Source organism: Tenacibaculum profundi, from assembly GCF_052050075.1.
GTDB lineage: Bacteria > Bacteroidota > Bacteroidia > Flavobacteriales > Flavobacteriaceae > Polaribacter.
On sequence record NZ_CP197225.1, the window covers coordinates 1,508,248 to 1,528,226 of the forward strand.

Genomic DNA, 19,979 nt, shown 5'->3' on the forward strand with positions numbered 1-19,979 from the left:
AATATTGTTTTGCTTTATAAAAACTATTCATTTTAACTAATTAACTATATCTAGTGAGCCTCTTTGGCTCACTTATTGTTTTGTATACCAAATAAGAATACATATTTATTATACAGAAACTGATTTTTACTCGTTTATAAAATAACTATCCAGAAATAATTACTTACTTTGTTTAATATCATTTGTATAGTTCGCATTGATATTCAAATGTATAAAAATGTAAAGAAATGAAACAGCTAAGAAGACTAATCTATATTTTAACAATGATTTTTTTATTCTCAACCTCTATAAATGCTCAAAAAGATTTTAAAAAGTCTTGGGATGATATTTATAGATTAGAAGCCGAAAATCTTCCTAAATCCGCACTAAAATTAGTAGATCAAATTTACAAAGAAGCACAGAAACAAAACAATACCTCTCAATTAATTAAAAGCTTACTCTACAAAAGTAAATTTTCGTTAACTCTAGAAGAGAATGCGCAACTTAAAATCATAAATCAATTTAAAGAAAATATAAAATCAAGTAGCTTTCCTACAAAAAACATACTTGAAAATATTTTAGCTAATTTATACTGGCAATATTTTAATCAAAACAGGTGGAAGTTTTACAATAGAACTCAAACAAAAATAAAAGTAAATAAAAATGACTTTAGGACTTGGGATTTAACTACCTTATTTAGTCAAATACGCTGGTATTTCCAATCTTCTTTAAAGAACTCAAATAAACTACAAAACATTAATATTAATGATTTTTCAGACATCCTACAAATGACTAAGGATACTAAATCTTTACAACCAACCTTATTTGATTTCCTTGCATACAATTCATTAGACTTTTACAAAACTTCTGAGACTACAATTTCAAAACCTACTTATGAGTTTAAGATAAACAGCAAGCAATATCTTGACAATTATCTTGATTTCTCTAAAATGACTCTTAAATCAGTTGACAGTTTATCTCTTCAATTTAATAGTTTAAAAATTTATCAAAAACTAATTCAACTACACTTAAAAAGAAATAATCTATTAGCATTAGCTAACTATGATATAGAGCGGTTATCTTTCGTTAATAAACATGCTATATATAACAATAAGCAAGAATTACTTATTAAAATACTGAAGTCTTCAAAAGAACTATTTAAAGACAAAAAAGTCATGGGCTTATATGCGTATGAAATTGCGAAAATATATAATGAATTAGCTAAAACATATAAGCCTACAAAAAATACGGCTAATCAATTCAAAAACAAAAAAGCATTAAATATCTGTAGTGAAGTTATTGAAAAATTCCCTGAAAGTTTAGGTGCAAAAAAATGCGGTTTTTTGAAATCAAATATTGAAAATAAAAAGCTAAATATTACCTCAGAAAAACATATTCCTGTTTTAAAATATTCAAAAATTCTAGTTAAATATAAAAATATCTCAGACCTAAGCTTTTCAATTCATAAAATTACTTCAAAAGAAAACGATCAACTAAAAAAGATCTATAACTCTCAGAAGCAATATAGCTTTATTAAAAAACTTTCAAAGGTTAAAGAGTGGAAATCTACACTCAAATCAGTAAATGATTATCAAGAACATACAATTGAAATTGGAGTTCCAAAATTGAAATCTGGTAGCTATATAATTTTAGCAATCCCTGAGCAGAGTTTTAATAAAAATGTAACATTTGCTTACACTAATATTCAAGTAACAGATATTGCTATTATCTTAAATCAGCTAAAGGAACACAACTATCAAATTGTTGATAGAAATAACGGGGCTGCTATCGTAAACGCTAAAGTCAATCTTTCAAATCAAACAAGAAAACATTACAATGCTTCCATCGATAAAAATTTTGTAACTGATAAAAACGGCGAATTTACTTTTAATGCAATCGATCAATATTACCCTAATGTTACCGCTACTATCAACTATAAAAATGATCAAGCTATTTTTTCTGGGTTTAATATCAATCCAAAATATGAAAATTACAACAATACAAATCGTCCAAATATTAAAACTTTTTTATTCACTGACAGAAGTATTTATAAACCAAGCCAAACAATTTATTTTAAAGGAATTTTATTGGAAAGCAACAAAAAAAACGCGAAAATTAAAAGTAATGAGATTGTTTCAATACACCTAAAAGATCCTAATTACCAAACGCTAAAAGAACTTAAAATTAAAACAAATGAGTTTGGGTCATTTTCTTCAAACTTTATTATTCCTAGCTCAGGATTGACTGGTCAATTTATAATTGAATCTTCTTTTGAAGATAGAAAAACAAGTACTTATGTTACTGTAGAAGAATACAAGCGTCCAAAATTTAAGGCAGAATTCAAACCTGTAACAGAAACCATCAAAGTAAATGATAATATTACCATCAAAGGGTTTGCAGAGTCTTTTTCAGGTCCTCCTATTTCAGGTGCAAAAGTAGTTTACAGGGTACATAGAAAAATTATCTATCCTAGGTGGTGGTATTCATACAATCCATTTTTAAATTCAAGTCCAAAAGAAATTACTCAAGGAAAAACTGTTACAGATGAATCAGGAAATTTTAGTATTAACTTTAATGCTAGCCCTGATGATAGTGTAAGTAAAGAAACACTTCCGATTTTTACGTATGAAGTCACAGCAGATGTTACCGATATTAATGGTGAAACAAGAAGCGCTATATACGAGGTAAAAGCAGGATATCACGCTTTAGTAGCCGATATTGAAATCCCCAGTAACATTAATAAACTAGATAATGAAATAAAATTAATTATTTCAACTAAAAACCTCAACGACGAAAATGTTGAAAATACTGGTCTAATAGAAATTTATAAACTAAAATCACCAAATAGAATTTTACGAAAACGACCTTGGAAAGCACCAGATTTTCAAGAAATTCCTGAAGCCGAATTCAAATCTAAATACCCAAATGAGGCTTATACCAATGAAGATAATTTTTTAAACTGGAAAAAAAGCACCAAAGTTTTCTCTTCTGACTTTAACACAGCAATAAAAAGCGAATTAATTGTAAAAGGAATAAAAAGATGGACTTCAGGCAAGTATTTAGTAACGTTAAATACAAAAGATAAATTTGGCCAAACAGTTAAAGCTAAACAGTATTTTACAGTTTTCTCTACTAAAGATAAACTACCTTTTGATCAACAATTAATTTCAGTTTCTACAGATAAAAAAGAGTATAAAATTGGTGATACTGCTGTTATTAATGTAAGTAGTAATGCTTCGGATATTAGCTTAGTTCTTCTTATAGAAAAAAAACATAAAGTCTTCTCAAAACATCGTATTCACTTGAATAAGGGACAAAAAAAAATATTGATTCCTGTAAATAAAAGTGACCTCGGTGGCTTTGGTGTAAAATGGTATTTTGTCAACCACAATACCTTTGAAAAGGGAAATATTAATATTCTAGTACCTTACCCTAAAACTGACTTAGAAATTATAACGAATACCTTTAGAAATAAATTACAGCCTGGAAAAAAGGAAACATGGAGTTTCACTATTCAAGGTAATAAAAAAGAAAAAGTGGCAGCAGAATTATTAGCTGGAATGTATGATGCTTCTTTAGATGCTTTTAAACCTCATCAATGGAATTTTTCTCCAATACAAAAACCAATTTATCGGTCATTTAATGATGTAAGTGCGGGGATTAGTTTTGGTAATACAAACTTTAATGTTGTAAATCAAAATAGAGAAATACCAATTAACTATAAACCTCTCTATACCAAATACAATTGGTTTGGGTTAAGCTTAAATAGTCAACAATGGGCTCAAAAAGAATATGTAAGAAACATAAAATTTCAGAAAAGCAACTTTGAAAAACAACTATCAGGAGTTGTAAAAGATGAATCAGGACCTTTATCAGGTGTATCAGTAATTATCAAAGGGACTAACTATGGAACAAAAACAGACTCTCAAGGAAAATTCACACTAAACGTAAATAAAAATGACTTGTTGCTTTTCGATTTTATAGGCATGGAACCTTTTAAAAAACAAGTGACAGATTTCAGTGAAATGATTGTAACATTGAAAGCTAGTGAAAACCCAATAGAAACGAATCCTTCAAATTATGGAATAAACAGAAATGCTCCCGTAAGAAGAATGGCGAGAATGAGCGAAAGTATGGCCATTCAAGATAATATAGAGACTGAACCTGAAACAGTATTAAATGTTGAGTCCGATTCTAAACAAGAAAATACTATTAAATTTAAAAACAATTTCAGCACGATAGAAACAAGAACTAACTTGAAGGAAACAGCTTTCTTCTATCCGCACTTAATTACTGATCCCAAAGGAAATGTTTCATTTAGTTTTACTGTACCAGAAGCATTGACCAATTGGAAACTGCAATTATTAACGCATAACAAAGAACTAAACTCTTCTGTTGAAACCCTTGAAGCAATAACGCAAAAGGAATTAATGATTACCCCAAATGCTCCAAGATTTTTGCGCCATGGAGATAAAATTAAAATTAGCGCTAAAATTTCTAATTTATCAGAGAAAAATTTAGATGGTGTAGCAAAACTCATTTTAATTGATCCTATTTCTGGAAAAGAAATTGATATAATTAAAGATTCAGCACAAGAAAAATCTTTTTTAGTTAATAAAAATGAAAACACAGAAGTCTCTTGGAATTTATACGTTCCTGAGACAGTCAACGCAATACAATATAAAATATTAGCTAAAGCAGATAATTTCTCTGATGGTGAACAAAATATCCTACCCGTACTATCAAACAGAATTTTGGTAACAGAAAGTCTACCTATGTGGGTTAGATCAAAAGAAAGCAAAACGTTTCATTTAAGTAAACTTAAAAACTACACATCTGCAAGTTTAAAAAATCATCAACTAACACTTGAAGTTACCTCAAATCCAGCTTGGTATGCAGTTCAAGCGCTTCCGTATCTTATGGAATCTTCAAATGAATCTAGCGAACAGCTATTTTCTAGATACTATGCTAATATATTGGCTAATTACATTGCTAATTCTAATCCCAGAATTCAACAAGTTTTTAATCAATGGAAATCATCGGATGCACTAATAAGTAATCTTGAAAAAAATCAAGAACTAAAATCATTAATCATTCAAGAAACTCCTTGGTTACGTGATGCCTTATCTGAAACCGAGCAGAAAAAACGAATTGCATTATTATTTGACATGAACAAGCAACATAGCGAACAAAAATCAGCACTTCGTAAATTGAACGACATGCAGTTTAGCAATGGCGGTTTCCCTTGGTTTAAAGGAAGTTACTCTCCTAACATAAATATAACTCTTCATATTGCTAGCGGATTTGGACACTTGAAAAAACTAGGTATTTCAAATTTTGACAATATGGCTAATGATATTATTCAAAAATCGATTGTCTTTCTTGACAAAGAAATAGTTTCTATACATAACGAGTTAATTGAGAAAGCCTTAAAAATAAAAGAAAAAGATGGCGAAAAAGAGTACAAGAAATACTTACTAAAAAACCATCTCAATAATTTTATTTTACATTATATATACATGCGCAGCTTTTATAACGATTTAGATATTAATTCAGAAACAAAAAAAGCAATTTCATTTTACACGAAACAAGCATCAGAGTTTTGGAAAAAAACTGACCTATATAGCCAAGGGCTGATGGCCATAATAAATTATCGTTACGATAAAAAAGAAATAGCTAATAAAATACTTAAATCGTTAAAAGAACAAAGTATTAGCTCTGATGAAATGGGAATGTATTGGAAGTCCAATAAATCTGGCTGGGGTTGGTATCAGGCACCTATTGAAACTCAAGCATTATTAATTGAAGCTTTTTCTGAAATAGAAAACGATACAAAAACAATTGACAATCTTAAAATTTGGCTTCTGAAAAACAAACAGATAAATAGATGGGAAACTACAAAAGCAACTACAGAAGCTATTTATTCTCTATTATTACAAGGTAGCCAGTGGCTTCCATCAATGGAAATGGTTAATGTAAAAATTGGAAACAAAATAATAGACCCCAAAGAAAAACCTGAAATTAAGCTTGAAGCAGGATCAGGTTATTATAAAACATCTTGGAAAGCGAAAGCTATTAAAAAAAATATGGGAAGTGTTACACTTAGCTCAAAAGGTAGCACTGTTGCATGGGGGGGCTTGTATTGGCAGTATTTCGAAGACTTAAATAAAATTACAAAGGCTAAAACCCCATTAGAATTGACAAAGAAAGTATTTAAAAAAATAAATACCAATGAAGGAAAGCAGTTAATTGAGATTACTAAAAACACAATCATTAAAGTTGGTGATTTATTAACAGTTAGAATAGAACTTTATTCAGATAGAGATATGCAGTTTATTCACATGAAAGATATGCGAGCTAGTGGTGTTGAACCGGTTTCAGTACTTTCAGAGTATAAATGGCAAGATGGTTTAGGATACTATCAGAGTACCAAAAACGCTTCCACTGATTTCTTTTTTAGCAACTTACCCAAAGGGTCTTACGTTTTTGAATATGATATTAGAGCAAATAATGCTGGTGAATTTAGTAACGGTATAACGAGTATACAAAATATGTACGCTCCTGAATATACGAGCCATTCTAATGGTAGTACTATTTCAATAAAAAAGTAAATAGAGTTTAAGTAGTATTTGATCGAAAGATAAAAAAAGATGTTATTTCTTATTGAATGCAATTTACTTGTAGTTCCTTCGTTGAATTGTATATAAAATAATATCTATTTTATATTATTTACATCTAAAAACCTATAAATAAAACTATTAAACTTTAAAAACATGAAAAAACTGCTATTATTCTTTAGTTTTACAATGCTACTAGTACCCAATATTAACGCCCAAGAAATGTCTAAAAATGCAATAGGTATTCGATTTGGAGAAAATAATGGATTTGGAGGTGAATTATCTTATCAAAGAAAACTAAGCCATAATAATCGTCTTGAAATCGATCTTGGCATTAGAGGTAATGATTCATACAGTGCTTTCAAAGTCGCTGGCTTATATCAATGGATATGGCAACTTGAAAATCGTTTCAATTGGTTTGCTGGTGTTGGTGGCGGATTAGGTAACTGGAAAACAAAAGTCACCAATAATTCAGATACTTTTATTTTTGGTGCAGGCGTTTTGGGTATTGAATATAATTTTGATATTCCTCTGTTAATTTCATTAGATTTTAGACCAGAATTAGGTTTTAGCAATAGCTATGATGGTTTCGAATCCGATTTTGGACTATCAATACGTTATCAATTTTAACATAAAAAAATCTTTTTTATTCGAAAACCTTTAAGCATACTTAAAGGTTTTTTATGTTTATATAAACACAAAAAACCACTCATCTACAGATAATTATATTTCAAAGCCTTATTAATACGAGTCGACTAAAATCAAGATTCAAAAGAGATTATTAAAGTACCTTTGTTAGAGTAAAACAACAATTAATAAAATTTGTTCCCCCTTCCAATATTTATTTCCCCTTAATATTAAAAGAGTCCATTTATAAGGGCTCTTTTTTATAATACCTTCTTTAAATAATGCAACTAATTATAAAATCATACTATCCTTTAAATAAAATTAATCATAACTCCTTCTGAAAAGTCTTATTTATAAAATTCAAAAACCACTCATCGATAGATAATAGGGTTTCAAAGAAGAAAATTAGTCAAATACCTAAAAACAAGACACAACAGTAAGTAACTTTTTAAATTTACTTTAAATACGAATGTAAACCCTAGAAAATTAATTCCCTCTAAACCCAAGTTGTCATAGAAAGAGTTCTGTAAAAGAGCTCTTTTTTATTTTAAAAATAATATCAAATGAAATATAAATAAGTTTTATAAAAGTCTGTTTTTTTAGGCAAAACATACCCTAGAGGTATAAAAAACACCTCTTAAAAAAATAAAGAGAAGGGTTTATTTTTTAAATAATTGCTTAATAAATTCAAGCATTTCACTGCGCTTCTCTGGTCTCGAATTGACAAGTGCTTTCTCTCCCAATATCATGAGATTCCTATTCATTTTATCAACGTAAAGTTCTTTTCGTTTTGTTAATAAATAGATCCCCATCACAATAAAAAATGCTGTTATAACGGAAACAAAAACATAAGCTATAGGACTTAAATCTTGAAACTTTTGAAACAACCAATATAATTTAAAAACGGCAATTGAAATCACACTTCCGCAAACAACCTTAACACCAACATTTTCATAATCAAAATAAAATGATCGAACTAAGAAATAGACAGCAAAAATTAGAACTATTACGCTATACCAGAAAATTTCAATAAAGACTCTAAAACTTTTAAACCCAAAAACTCTCTCTTCTTTTTGAGCTTTTAAGAAAATATTCCAAGCCTTATCTGTGATTTTCTTTTGTTTTAAGTACTCTTCATAAAGAGGAGTCCCTTTTGATAGCTCTACAACTTCTGATCTTATTTTAGCGCGTTTAGCCATTTCTTTTTTATGACTATTTAAAGCTGATAAATACGCCTCGCTGCGGTGAGGTAAAAAAGCGTGTACAAAATATATTAATGAAAATATTATTGCAATAAAATAAATTAATACATTTTTAATCTTGGTTCGTTGGGGAATACCCTCCATCTCCATCTCTGTCGTAGTCGTCTTTAGTGATCGACTGTTGGTCTTCGATGATTTTGACATTTTCTTCAGTATTATCAGTACAAGATGTTAATACAAAAACAAAGATTAATAATGCTAATAAATTTAAATATTTCATGATTTTATAGATTAAATTAACCTATAAAATTACGAATTAAACAATTTCAGTATTTATTATCTATTATTCTGTATTAATAAAGCAAACTTTGCCAGGCCCGCATTCGTTTTTAAGTTTAGTTTTCTTCTAATATTTAACAAATGAACCCTTAAAGTACTGGTTTTAATCGTTTTGTTTTTAACGTAACATCCTTCATAACCTAAATTAGCGAGCACTTCTACTTCAGTTGGGGTTAATCCATCTAACAAAGCCAATTCATCTTGTGCCTCCAATAAAAGATTTTGATTAACCCCTTCAGAATAAAATGTTTCTCCATTATTTATGATTCTAATAACTTCAGACAAATCATAGCTCAAATCATCTTTCAATATATAGCCTAAAGCTCCATGTTTAAAAGATTCTTTTATAAAAATATCTTCTGAATGACAAGATAAAATCAAAGTCTTAACATCTATATTTCTTTCTTTAAGCTTTTTTAAAACACCAACTCCATCCAATTCAGGCATATCAATATCTAGTATCAATACATCTGCTACATTCGTTTGAAACCACTCGATACAGTCAACACCATTTTTAGTACAACCTACAGTATCTATATTGACATTTTTCAAAAGTGATAGGATTCCGTCTTTGACAACATCATGGTCTTCTGCAATATGAACTCTAATTCTTTTCATAAATTCAGTTACTTAACAAAATTATAAGATAAAAAATAAGCCATCTAAACGTTTTAGGTATAAAAACAGCTAAATTTTATACGGGTTTCCGTATTTTTTGTTCAGTAAAATTACTTATAATTATTTTAAACAAATAACCTTCTTAGAAGAATTACTTATATGTATTTAGTAGTGATTAAGAAAATAAAAAGATTTTAATATTAGATATTGCAATGCAAAATTCTTTATTATAAATTTTAGGATAAACTTTTAAAAAAGCTTATTACTTTCAAATAATTATCTCTTTTCTGTAGTCATAGAATACGGCTAAACAAAAAAATTATTCCATTAAAAACAAAACATAAAATGTTTTTCTATTGTAGAAAAATAAAACAATACTATTTTACATATTTATTGTAGAAATTTTAATCTGTCATCTTAAGCCCTTCACTTACTACCCTATTTTTCTCTTCTTTATTTTTTTTAAATGAATTATGAAAAGATTTATCGTTAATAATCATATATGGAATAGATTTGTACAAATAAGATGAAATTTGATTTAAAGTATATTTTGTTGACGAAAGATTCTGGTATCCAATAACCCTTGGAGTAATCATTACCTTCAAAAAATCTTCTTTATTTTTTTCGATAGTGTAAATTTTTTCTCTAACTGCTGCTACATTTGACAACAAATTTTGAATAGATCCTTTGTTGATCTCTGTAGGTAGTGGTATCAAGGAGGTTACAGACTCTCCAGTTATACCAAGAGTATTTATTTCTATACTTCCTTCTATTTGGTTATTTGAAGCCGCGATACCTAATCCAAAAACATCTGTTATCTTTACGTTTTTCTTTTTTGTTTTTATTTTCGCAATCATCCTAACACCAACCCCCATAATAACCTTAATAATATCTCCATCATAAGGTATTTTTTTAGATATTGAATTAATTAGAGAATCATTCTTATGCAGCCAAACATCTCCGTTTAAATCTTGAAGAGAATGTGTTTTAAAAAAATCTTCTGGCTGAACTATTAACTCAGCTTTTCCCTCTTTAATAACCAAAGCATTCACTGCACTATATTTAATCCAATCAAAAATAACTTCATACCTGTTATCTTTGCTTGAGGTTGCAATAAAGCTTATATACCCACCATCAATACTTTTGCTTAAATCTCTTGAAGCAAATTTTGCTGTTTCATCTGGAAGCTGCTCAAGGACATCTTTATTTGTATATTCATAATTCTTATCAACAATTAGTCTTACTGGCAAAGGATCTATAGGCACATAGGTACTGTGTTCTATTTGGCAAAATAAAGTTAAAGGGAAAATTAGTAGTAGTAAAAAGTGTAATTTATTCATTTGTTCGATTTATGATTTTATTGATTATGTTTTTAAAGAACATGTTCCTCCATTCATGAATAAAACAAAAAGTAATTAGTGTGTATTTTGATTTAAAAAGACACAAAATACAGCTTCATCTTACGTAAAAAAGCAAGAATATAATTACTTGAAACAATAACCGAAATTATGATGTTTAAAGTTTTCAAAAACTAATCGATCTAACAAATTAAATATAAGATTTTTTTAAATAAAAAAGAAAGAATTAAAATTTTAGTAAGCAAAAAATAAATAAAAAATAGTTATCAGCCACTTACAATTATTGTAGATAACAATTAATAAAAGTATCTAAAAAAAACTTGAAGCTTATTGAGATGATCTTAGAAAATAAGATCAGTACATAAAATAAACTTTTAATCAAGTTTATTTTATGTACCATTAAATTAAGCAAAGACTATTTCATTTTGATCTACTTTCTCGAAGTATATGTCAAAATTATTTTTATTATGCTCAAAAAATTGTTCATTGGTTGCTAAAGTTACAGCATAAGTTTCTGCTTCGTGTGCAATATGATGAGCAGGTAATTCAGATAACCATTTCAACTCTTGTTTACTTGTATACAGATGAGGATTCCATTTTCTTAAAGGATTATAATACTTTATAAGTGCATCGGTTTTTTCCCCTTTATACAATAACTTACAAGCAGTTTCAAGTAGCTCTAAAGAATCCATAACACTGCATCTACATACCTCAGCAGGCGTCATTCCAAAACAAGGAAACTCTTTTGTTATGTATATTTGACCGCTATCTAATTTACTATCCACTTCGTGGACAGTAGTTCCATGGAACATTCTATTTTCAGGGAAAGCAAATATGTGCGAAAACATACCTAAACCTGGATGCTCAGGAGGTGCAGGATGAACATTTATCGCTCCTTTTTTAGCTGCTTCTATTTGTGCTGGAAGAATAATGTATTCACTCCAAAACGAAATAATGTAATCGTACTCCATATTTGCTAACTCTTCATCTGCTTCCTGCTTGTTGTCTCTATAAGCATCCCAAGTCAACAAATGAATATTATCAAAATACTTAGAAACTATTTTGAAAGCATCCCAATTCCACAATAAATCTTTCTTACATATGAATACAAGCTTATCTGTACTTTTAATCATTTTTTTCTCTTTTGTAACTTTAAATAAGTTGGTTTTATAGCTCAAAAATAGAATCCAAAAAAGTAAAAATATCTTTATAAATAGTTAAAAAAACATACTCCATATTAAGTTATATCTTTATGTTTTGTTACAGAAATACTTAAAACCTAGTGTAAGTATGATTTTTAATTTTAACTCTTCAAAACACTAAAAGGACAAATATATCTAGGGGTTTTATTTTTTGTAAAATAACGGGATTAAGTTATTTTTTATCAGAATAGAAAAAAAATAAACCCTGTAAGAATAACACTAACAGGGTTAGGATGTGGAGACGCCGAGAATCGAACTCGGGTCCAAACAAGCAGCTCAAAGGTTTTCTACATGCTTAGTTTTGAACTAATTTTCGACCAAAAGCTGATTCAAAACAACCTACTAATGGCTTATCTTCTTAAATTTCAAAAACCTATCGAAGTGCTACGTTTTCTATGTTTACTTTTACGATGCCCATAAATAAAACGCCGTAAACCAAGGCTTTTCGTGGACATTTAGCTTTCCCGCCTAGCGGGACGTGGCTTGAAATCTTACTATAATTCAGATTAAGCAGCTAAAGCGTAATTATTTTCGCCGTTTAAAAAGTTGAAATAAGTTTTACGAGTCATCATTTCACTCCTCGACATGCTTACATTTTCACTGATCTTGCTGTCAAAACCAGTCGTCCCCAATTATGTCAAAGATGCTTTTGTTTTTAGAAATAAACAAAAACCTAATCGAATATCTCTTTTTAACTTTCATTGAAAGCAGAAATAAGCGGATGCAAAGATAAAAAAATACTATTTGTAAAATACTTTTAAAAAAAGTATTTTCGCCAAGCTTGTTATAAAAAACAACATTAATACCTTATTTGTTTAATTTTAATACAGTAACATGAGATTTGGAATTATAAGAGAACGTAAAAACCCACCCGATAGAAGAGTCGTTTTTTCTCCACAGAAACTACAAGAATTTAAACAAAAATACCCAGACGCGTCAATAATTGTTGAAAGTTCTGATATCAGAGTTTTCTCAGACAAGGAATATGAAGACGCAGGGTTTAAGGTTACTAATGATCTTTCAGATTGCGATGTTCTTTTAGGTGTGAAAGAAGTTCCTGTTGATTATTTAATTCCTAATAAAAAATATTTTTTCTTTTCCCATACTATTAAAAAACAACCTTATAATCGTAAGTTATTACAAGCTATTCTTGAAAAAAAAATCGATTTACTAGACCATGAAACAATCATCAAAGAAAATGGTGCTAGACTCATCGGTTTTGGCAGGTATGCTGGTTTAGTAGGTGCTTATAACGGTTTTAGAGCTATCGGTTTAAAAGAAGATCTGTATGAATTACCTAAGGTAGAAACGCTGGCTGATTTAGATGAAATGAAAAATGAATTGGATAAAATTACACTTCCTAATATAAAAATAACGCTTTCTGGCTCGGGTAAAGTGGCTTATGGTGCTAAGGAGGTTTTAGATCATTTAGGTGTTAAACAAGTAAGTGATGCCCTCTATTTAACTTCCAAATTCACAGAACCTGTATATTGCCTTATTGATGTAATGGAATATAATAAACGGTCAGATGGCAAAGTTGGTGATAAATTTGCATTTTATAAAGACCCTTCATCATATATAAGTAATTTTATGCCTTACGCTAAAGAAACAGATTTCTTTATTGCAGGTCACTTTTATGGAGATGGCGCTCCTTATTTGTTTACCCGTGAAGATGCAAAGAAAAAGGAATTTAATATTAAATATGTAGCTGATATTTCGTGTGATGTAAATGGTCCAGTTGCTTCAACAATTCGCCCTTCAACCATTGCTGATCCTATCTATGGGTATGATCCTATAACTGAAAACGAAGTAGACTTCAAAAATGAAAATTCTATTACTGTAATGGCTGTTGATAACCTACCCTGTGAACTACCCAAAGATGCTAGTGAAGGTTTTGGTGACATGTTTTTAGAACATGTCATTCCTGCTTTTTATAACAACGATACTAATGGTATTTTAGACCGCGCTCAAATGACCTCCAACGGAAAACTTACTGAACGCTACAGTTATCTTCAAGATTATGTTGATGGCAAAGAATAAAGTATTTCTATTTTTTTAATTTCTATGGATTCAAGCAATAATAGGAAATTCTTGTTAGATACTGCTAACATGAGAATGCCCTTTGGAAAATACAAAAACACGTATTTAAGTGAAATACCCGAATACTATTTAGTTTGGTATAAGAATAAGGGTTTTCCTAAAGGAAAATTAGGAAAAATGATGGAGCTTGTTTACGAATTGAAACTAAATGGTCTAGAAAATATTTTGAGAAAATTAAAAGAGTGACGCAATACATTAGTACTATTTAACAATAATAACCAAATGAGACATAAAGACATATTCATGTAACATGTCAAATTAGTATATTATAATAAATTACTTTTTAAATAAGTAATTTGAACTGCATGTGAATTTCACCATTAATAACTATAAAAAGTCGATTACTTTCTCTCAAAGATTTTATTTTAACATAGCCAATTCCTTCATTAAAATTAACCTCTGGTTTTTGAGCATACCTACTAGTACTTGTAACATATAAAATTTTATGAACTGTACCTAAATTCTTTATTTTTAAAGTTAACTCTTTACTTTCTTTTTTGGTTATTACCCCTTTTAAAGGAGTAATTAATTCAAGATTCGTTTGTAAAAACTCTGTTGAATAAATAGGCTGATCATAAAACTCTTCTTTTGAAAGCTTATTTCCAAACTTCCACTTTCTATTTTTTGGAAAATGAGTTTTCAAATAATGTTTCTTCGGAATATCATAATAATAGGCATTATAATTTTGCTGCCATCGTCCATTAATAACAGAACCTGCCGCCCATGTAGCATCTACAATTTTCCATTCATCATCTATTTTTACCATATTCCAGGCATGATTTACTTCCTTTTTTATATTTCCTATGTCTATTATAGAATTTCTTACGAATCCATTTATGACTATATTTTCAAATCCTAAATGTGTATAAATAGCAGATAAAGTTTGCGAATATCCTTCACAAACAGCTGTTTTAGTTTGTAGAGTATGATTTATAATGCTGTCCTTGATTGCTAATATTTTTCTTCTTTTATCCTCTTCATCACTATATCTAAAACCAATTTTAGGGCTCAAATTATGATAAACATTCAAATTATATTTAATATTGTTCGCAACCCAATAAAAAGCAGCCTCTGACCTTTCTCTATCAGTTGAAAAATCTTTCAAAATTTTTGCCGCTAAACTTTTAGCAGAAAGACTTTTAGGGTAACCTGCCATTATGGTTCTATAATCCTTATTTACCTGTCCTTTCGCTGACAGAAAGCATAACATAATGGCAATTAAAAATTGTTTTATCATTTTAAAGAAGGGTATTTATAAAACAAATTCAAAAACCGTGCCTATAATGAATTAACTACCTTTCTAATAGCTACTAAATTAGTAAGTAATTTTTCAAGATACTTTAAATCCAACATATTTGCACCATCACTTTTTGCTTTTGAAGGATCAAAATGTGTTTCTATAAACAAACCATCAACATTATTTACAACTCCCGCTCTTGCAATCGTCTCTATCATATCAGGCCTTCCACCTGTTACACCACTTATCTGGTTAGGTTGTTGCAAAGAATGTGTTACATCAAGTACTGTTGGTGCAATCTTCCTCATTGTAGGAATTCCTCTGAAATCAACAATCATATCTTGGTAACCAAACATTGTACCTCTATCAGTAATCCATGCTTTACGATTTCCTGAGTCATGTACTTTTTTCACCGCATGCTCCATTGATTCTGGACTCATGAACTGTCCTTTTTTAAGATTTACAACTTTTCCAGTTTTAGCTGCCGCTACAACAAGATCCGTCTGTCTAACCAAAAAAGCAGGTATTTGTAACACGTCAACATACTCTGCAGCAATCGAAGCGTCTGAAACCTCATGAATATCAGTAATCGTAGGAACTTTAAATGTTTCAGATACTTTTCTTAAAATTTTCAAAGCTTTTTCATCTCCTATTCCTGTAAAGCTATCAACCCTACTTCTGTTTGCCTTTTTAAAACTTCCTTTAAAAACAAAAGGTATTTCTAGCTTATCTGTAATTTTAATAATTTTTTCTGCTATCTCCAAAGCCATTTCTTCCCCTTCAATTGCACAGGGTCCTGCTAAAAGAAAAAAATTATCTGAATTATTATTTTTTACGTTTGGTATTTCTGATAGGTGCATATTTTTTGGTTTATCGCAAAAATAAGAAATAATTTTAGCTTATTTCAATGTCAAAATATTCAAATAAAATCATGTATCTAAATATTATTACTTGAAATTTTATTTCAAATAACTTTACTCTAAAAGTTCAAAAATGATAAAAAAACAGCACTACTTTATCAGCTTTTAATAACAGTAATCTACTTCCCAAATTTTTCATTTTTTAAACTGAACAACTAGACAGTTTGATGTTAAAACATGTTTTATTCATTTAATATAAATCATTTTTACATATATTGCTAAAAACCAATAATATAAAACCCTTCTCATTATGAAAAAACGAATACTTATCGTTGCATTTATCTTTTCGTTGATTTCTTGCTCTCAAAAAGAATCTATTAAAGAATCAGTAATTCAACAGAAAGAAATACTATCCAAAAAAGAAATTAATAGTATTATTAAAAAAGAAATTGAAAATACAGGTGATTTTCAATGGTCGAAGCAAGACACACATGTAATTCTAAGCGCACTGAGTCACGGTAACAATATTTTAACAATTGGATACGGTTCGGCAAAAAATGACTTTACAAGAAGTTCTTCTTCTGAAAATATCAAGAAACATATAATTTCTTTGGTAAATAAAAATGAAGAAAAACTTTCGAAATCTACAAATAAAGTTTACTCCAACGATCATATAAATATTATTGACATAAAGGTAAACAAAGAAGAAACTTTATTAGCACTAATGAATGATCCGAGCGTCAGATATATAGAACCTGCCGACTACAATTTCAATGAAAACAATCAAATACGATCATCAAAAGGTTGTGATCGCTCACAAAAAGACATTAAAGAGGCCGACTATAGAATAATCACTCCAAATGCAAAAGTTCCATGGTCTTTCGACAAACATAAAATACCAGAAGCTTGGGAATATAGTACTGGAAAAAACATTACAATCGCCATAATTGACACTGGGCTTTCACCTGAGCAAAAGTTGATGAATGAATCTTTCAATAGTGGCGACTCTAGTGAAAGAACTGTTCAAAAATACGGGACATTTGTAGACTCATGGCTACCTTGGTCAAACAATTATGATGGTGTAAATGACAAATGTGGACATGGAACAAGTATGGCCTCTGTTGCTACTGCCCCGAGAAACAATAGCAATTTACCAATGGGGGTTGCCTATAATGCTAATCTTATATCATATAGAGCTGTTGAAGATGTAGTTATCGATGATTATCACGAAAAAAGAGGGATTTCAGAGGCCCTTACGGCATTAGCAAATCGAAACGATGTAAAAATTATCTCTATGTCTTTAGGATACCCTTTTAGTATTGGTCGTGTAAAGGACGCTATTAGATATGCATATGGAAAAGGAAAAATGATTCTGGCTGCTGGAGGTACTTCTACAGCTTATACTACTTGGTATGGAGTAATATTTCCGGCTTCTATGGAGGAAACTGTTGCTGTGACTGGAGTAAAAGAAAATATTTATGAAAAATGTGATGATTGTCATACTGGATCAAAAATTGATTTCACTATTCAAATGCAGCGTACTAATGGAACAAGTAATAACATTCCTATATTGAGCTATTATAATGATAATTCAGACTATGAAGGAGGTTCATCGGTAGCAACAGCTACAACAGCTGGAATTGCAGCACTTGTTTGGTCTAAAAACCCAAATTGGACAAGAGAGCAAGTACTAGAGAAGATAAAGAAATCTTCTGACTTTTATCCAGCAAAACATCCCGAATTTGGTTATGGCAATATTAATGTTCTAAAAGCAGTCCAATAAAATTTACGTTATCAACAAAAGCCTTGAAAAAACAAGGCTTTTCTTTTTTATATACAAATAGAAAATGCTTATAAACAATAAAAAAGCGTTGCAATTTGTAGCTTCATTAGCTTGTTAATAAGATCAATCATTATCAATACATAGATCTTAACTTTTTTGCGAAAAAAAATAATATTTTATCATAATGATATTAAAACTTAAGCATCAACAACTTTAACAACTCACTTTCAAAAACATACGGTTAATTTAATTTAGTAAAAAACTCTCAGTAACGATGTTCTGCTAAATTTTACAAATTTAGTACTTGATTTTAGGCGTTTACCTTCAATTGAGTTTTTTTATCTTCGCATAAAACCAACTAACATAAATTTTCTAATTATGAAAAATTATTTATTTAATATTGGAATAATTCTTATTCTATTTTCATGTTCGCATGAGGAAACAATTGAGGAATCAGTACTTCACCATACAGAACTATTATCTAAAAAAGAAATAAATTCTATTATCAAAAAATCTTTAAGAGAAACTGGAAACTTTAACTGGTCTGATCAAAATATTAAAACATTATTTAGTGCACTTAGGCATGGTAATAACATTTTAACTGTCGGCTACCACTCAAATCAAAGTCGCTCTAAAAATCCCTCTTCAAAAAAAATAAAAGACGGTCTTTTAAATTTAATTCGCTCTAAAGAAAAAATATCTTCAAAAGCCATTAATAATTTTTACTCTAACGACAATCTAAATTTAATAGACGTAAAAGTAAAAAATGAAGAGACCGTAGAGGCTCTTTTAAATGACAATAGAGTTCGATACATAGAACCAGCTGATTATTGTTTTTTTGAAAATAACTTAGCAAACCCAAGAAACACTTCTCACTCTCATGGTTTTATGGAAGATGAACGTTACATAAACAGAAACAATAATTATAATATTTTTAAAAATGTCCCTGACCCCATTTCTGAAAAAGCATATTACAGAAGAAAAAACTCAAACCATTTAAAACGTATTATAGAATCTCATGAGGAGTCTTTGTATTTAAATAGTTCAAAAAGCTCCTCTCAACAAGTATGTTGTTCTGAAAGAATGAAAATCAGTACTAATGATTACAGAACAATTGTCCCAGGAGCAAGAGTACCTTGGGCTTTTGATTTGCATAAAATTCCAGAAGCATGGGATTATAGTACAGGTAGTGGTGTGACTATTGCTTTGATAGATACAGGTATTTCCAGTGAACAAACATTAATGAATCAAAATTTTAATGATGGACATTCAAAAGGAAGAAGCCTTCAAAAATTTGGAACTTTTGTTGATTCTTCTTCAATGCTATCCAACTATTATGATGGTGTAAATGACAAATGCGGTCATGGAACTCATATGGCCTCAGTGGCCACTGCTCCAAGAAATGACAATAATTTACCTGTAGGTGTTGCATATAATGCTAATTTAGTCTCTTACAGGGCCGTTAGAGATGTTATAATCAACGAATACAATGAAAAGAAAGGTGTTTCAGAAGCTTTAATTGCTCTTGGTAATAGAAGTGATGTAAAAATTATATCAATGTCCATTGGCTCCCCTTTTAGCATTCAAAGAGTTGAAGACGCTATTAAATACGCTTATAGTAAAGGTAAAATGATCATTGCTGCTGGAGGAACTTCAACACCATTTACAACCTGGTTTGGAGTTGTTTTTCCTGCATCAATGAGAGAAACTGTTGCTGTCACTGGAGTAAAGGAAGGTGTCTATGAGAGCTGTGATGAATGTCACGCTGGTGAAGAAATAGATTTTACTATTCAAATGCAACGTACAAATGGCACCAAAAACACAATACCAGTATTAAATTATTATGATGGAGCGTCACATTACGAAGGAGGTGCTTCAATTGCAACGGCAACAACTGCAGGAATTGCAGCTTTAATTTGGTCAAAGAATCCTGATTGGTCTAGAGAACAGGTATTAGAAAGAATGAAACAATCATCACACTATTATCCTTCGAAAGATCCACAATTTGGATATGGTAATATCAATGCCTTAAAAGCTGTTCAATAAAATATTTTAAA

Annotated in this window: 13 protein-coding genes and 1 other RNA gene; 6 read left to right on the forward strand and 8 right to left on the reverse strand. The window is 29.7% G+C overall.

Annotated elements, in window-relative coordinates; genetic code table 11:
* Nucleotides 1-227 precede the first annotated feature (227 nt).
* Both ACSIGE_RS06135 and ACSIGE_RS06140 read left to right on the forward strand, forming a co-directional pair.
* Nucleotides 228-6,590 carry an alpha-2-macroglobulin family protein gene (locus ACSIGE_RS06135; RefSeq protein WP_440881891.1) on the forward strand — a complete coding sequence of 2,121 codons (6,363 nt, stop codon included), beginning with the start codon at nt 228-230 and terminating at the stop codon, nt 6,588-6,590.
* A 162-nt stretch (nt 6,591-6,752) separates the two neighbouring features.
* Nucleotides 6,753-7,226 carry a hypothetical protein gene (locus ACSIGE_RS06140; protein ID WP_440881892.1) on the forward strand — a complete coding sequence of 158 codons (474 nt, stop codon included), beginning with the start codon at nt 6,753-6,755 and terminating at the stop codon, nt 7,224-7,226.
* Between the two features lie 656 nt (nt 7,227-7,882).
* Here the strand turns inward: ACSIGE_RS06140 and ACSIGE_RS06145 are convergent.
* The 6 genes from ACSIGE_RS06145 to ssrA form a co-directional block, all read right to left on the reverse strand.
* A complete protein-coding gene (locus tag ACSIGE_RS06145; RefSeq protein WP_440881893.1) occupies nt 7,883-8,422 on the reverse strand; it encodes a hypothetical protein in 540 nt (179 codons plus the stop codon).
* A 115-nt stretch (nt 8,423-8,537) separates the two neighbouring features.
* Nucleotides 8,538-8,705, reverse strand: a complete 168-nt coding sequence (locus ACSIGE_RS06150; protein ID WP_440881894.1) for a hypothetical protein — start codon at nt 8,703-8,705, stop codon at nt 8,538-8,540.
* Nucleotides 8,706-8,761: 56 nt separating this feature from the next.
* Nucleotides 8,762-9,382 (reverse strand): response regulator, encoded by a 621-nt coding sequence (locus ACSIGE_RS06155; RefSeq protein WP_440881895.1) that lies wholly within the window; start codon nt 9,380-9,382, stop codon nt 8,762-8,764.
* A gap of 404 nt (nt 9,383-9,786) precedes the next feature.
* The gene (locus ACSIGE_RS06160) at nt 9,787-10,722 is read right to left on the reverse strand and encodes a hypothetical protein (RefSeq protein WP_440881896.1); all 936 of its coding nucleotides are present in this window, start codon (nt 10,720-10,722) and stop codon (nt 9,787-9,789) included.
* Between the two features lie 422 nt (nt 10,723-11,144).
* Nucleotides 11,145-11,873, reverse strand: a complete 729-nt coding sequence (locus tag ACSIGE_RS06165; RefSeq protein ID WP_440881897.1) for a formyltransferase family protein — start codon at nt 11,871-11,873, stop codon at nt 11,145-11,147.
* Between the two features lie 302 nt (nt 11,874-12,175).
* Nucleotides 12,176-12,572, reverse strand: a transfer-messenger RNA (tmRNA) gene (ssrA, locus tag ACSIGE_RS06170).
* Between the two features lie 204 nt (nt 12,573-12,776).
* Between ssrA and ACSIGE_RS06175 the strand changes: the two genes are divergently transcribed.
* Complete coding sequence (locus tag ACSIGE_RS06175; RefSeq protein ID WP_440881898.1) at nt 12,777-13,982, forward strand: NAD(P)-dependent oxidoreductase; 1,206 nt, start codon at nt 12,777-12,779, stop codon at nt 13,980-13,982.
* Nucleotides 13,983-14,006: 24 nt separating this feature from the next.
* A complete protein-coding gene (locus ACSIGE_RS06180) occupies nt 14,007-14,228 on the forward strand; it encodes a DUF3820 family protein (protein WP_440881899.1) in 222 nt (73 codons plus the stop codon).
* 97 nt (nt 14,229-14,325) lie between these two features.
* On the opposite strand, the gene ACSIGE_RS06185 is transcribed toward ACSIGE_RS06180, so the two are convergent.
* Nucleotides 14,326-15,279: a transglutaminase domain-containing protein gene (locus ACSIGE_RS06185; RefSeq protein ID WP_440881900.1), complete on the reverse strand. Its 954-nt coding sequence runs from the start codon at nt 15,277-15,279 to the stop codon at nt 14,326-14,328.
* 41 nt (nt 15,280-15,320) lie between these two features.
* The gene (gene kdsA / locus ACSIGE_RS06190; protein ID WP_440881901.1) at nt 15,321-16,139 is read right to left on the reverse strand and encodes a 3-deoxy-8-phosphooctulonate synthase; all 819 of its coding nucleotides are present in this window, start codon (nt 16,137-16,139) and stop codon (nt 15,321-15,323) included.
* A gap of 310 nt (nt 16,140-16,449) precedes the next feature.
* Between kdsA and ACSIGE_RS06195 the strand changes: the two genes are divergently transcribed.
* Nucleotides 16,450-17,922 carry a S8 family peptidase gene (locus ACSIGE_RS06195; RefSeq protein ID WP_440881902.1) on the forward strand — a complete coding sequence of 491 codons (1,473 nt, stop codon included), beginning with the start codon at nt 16,450-16,452 and terminating at the stop codon, nt 17,920-17,922.
* A gap of 378 nt (nt 17,923-18,300) precedes the next feature.
* Entirely contained in the window at nt 18,301-19,968 is a 1,668-nt protein-coding gene (locus ACSIGE_RS06200; protein ID WP_440881903.1) for a S8 family peptidase, read from the forward strand.
* Nucleotides 19,969-19,979 lie beyond the last annotated feature (11 nt).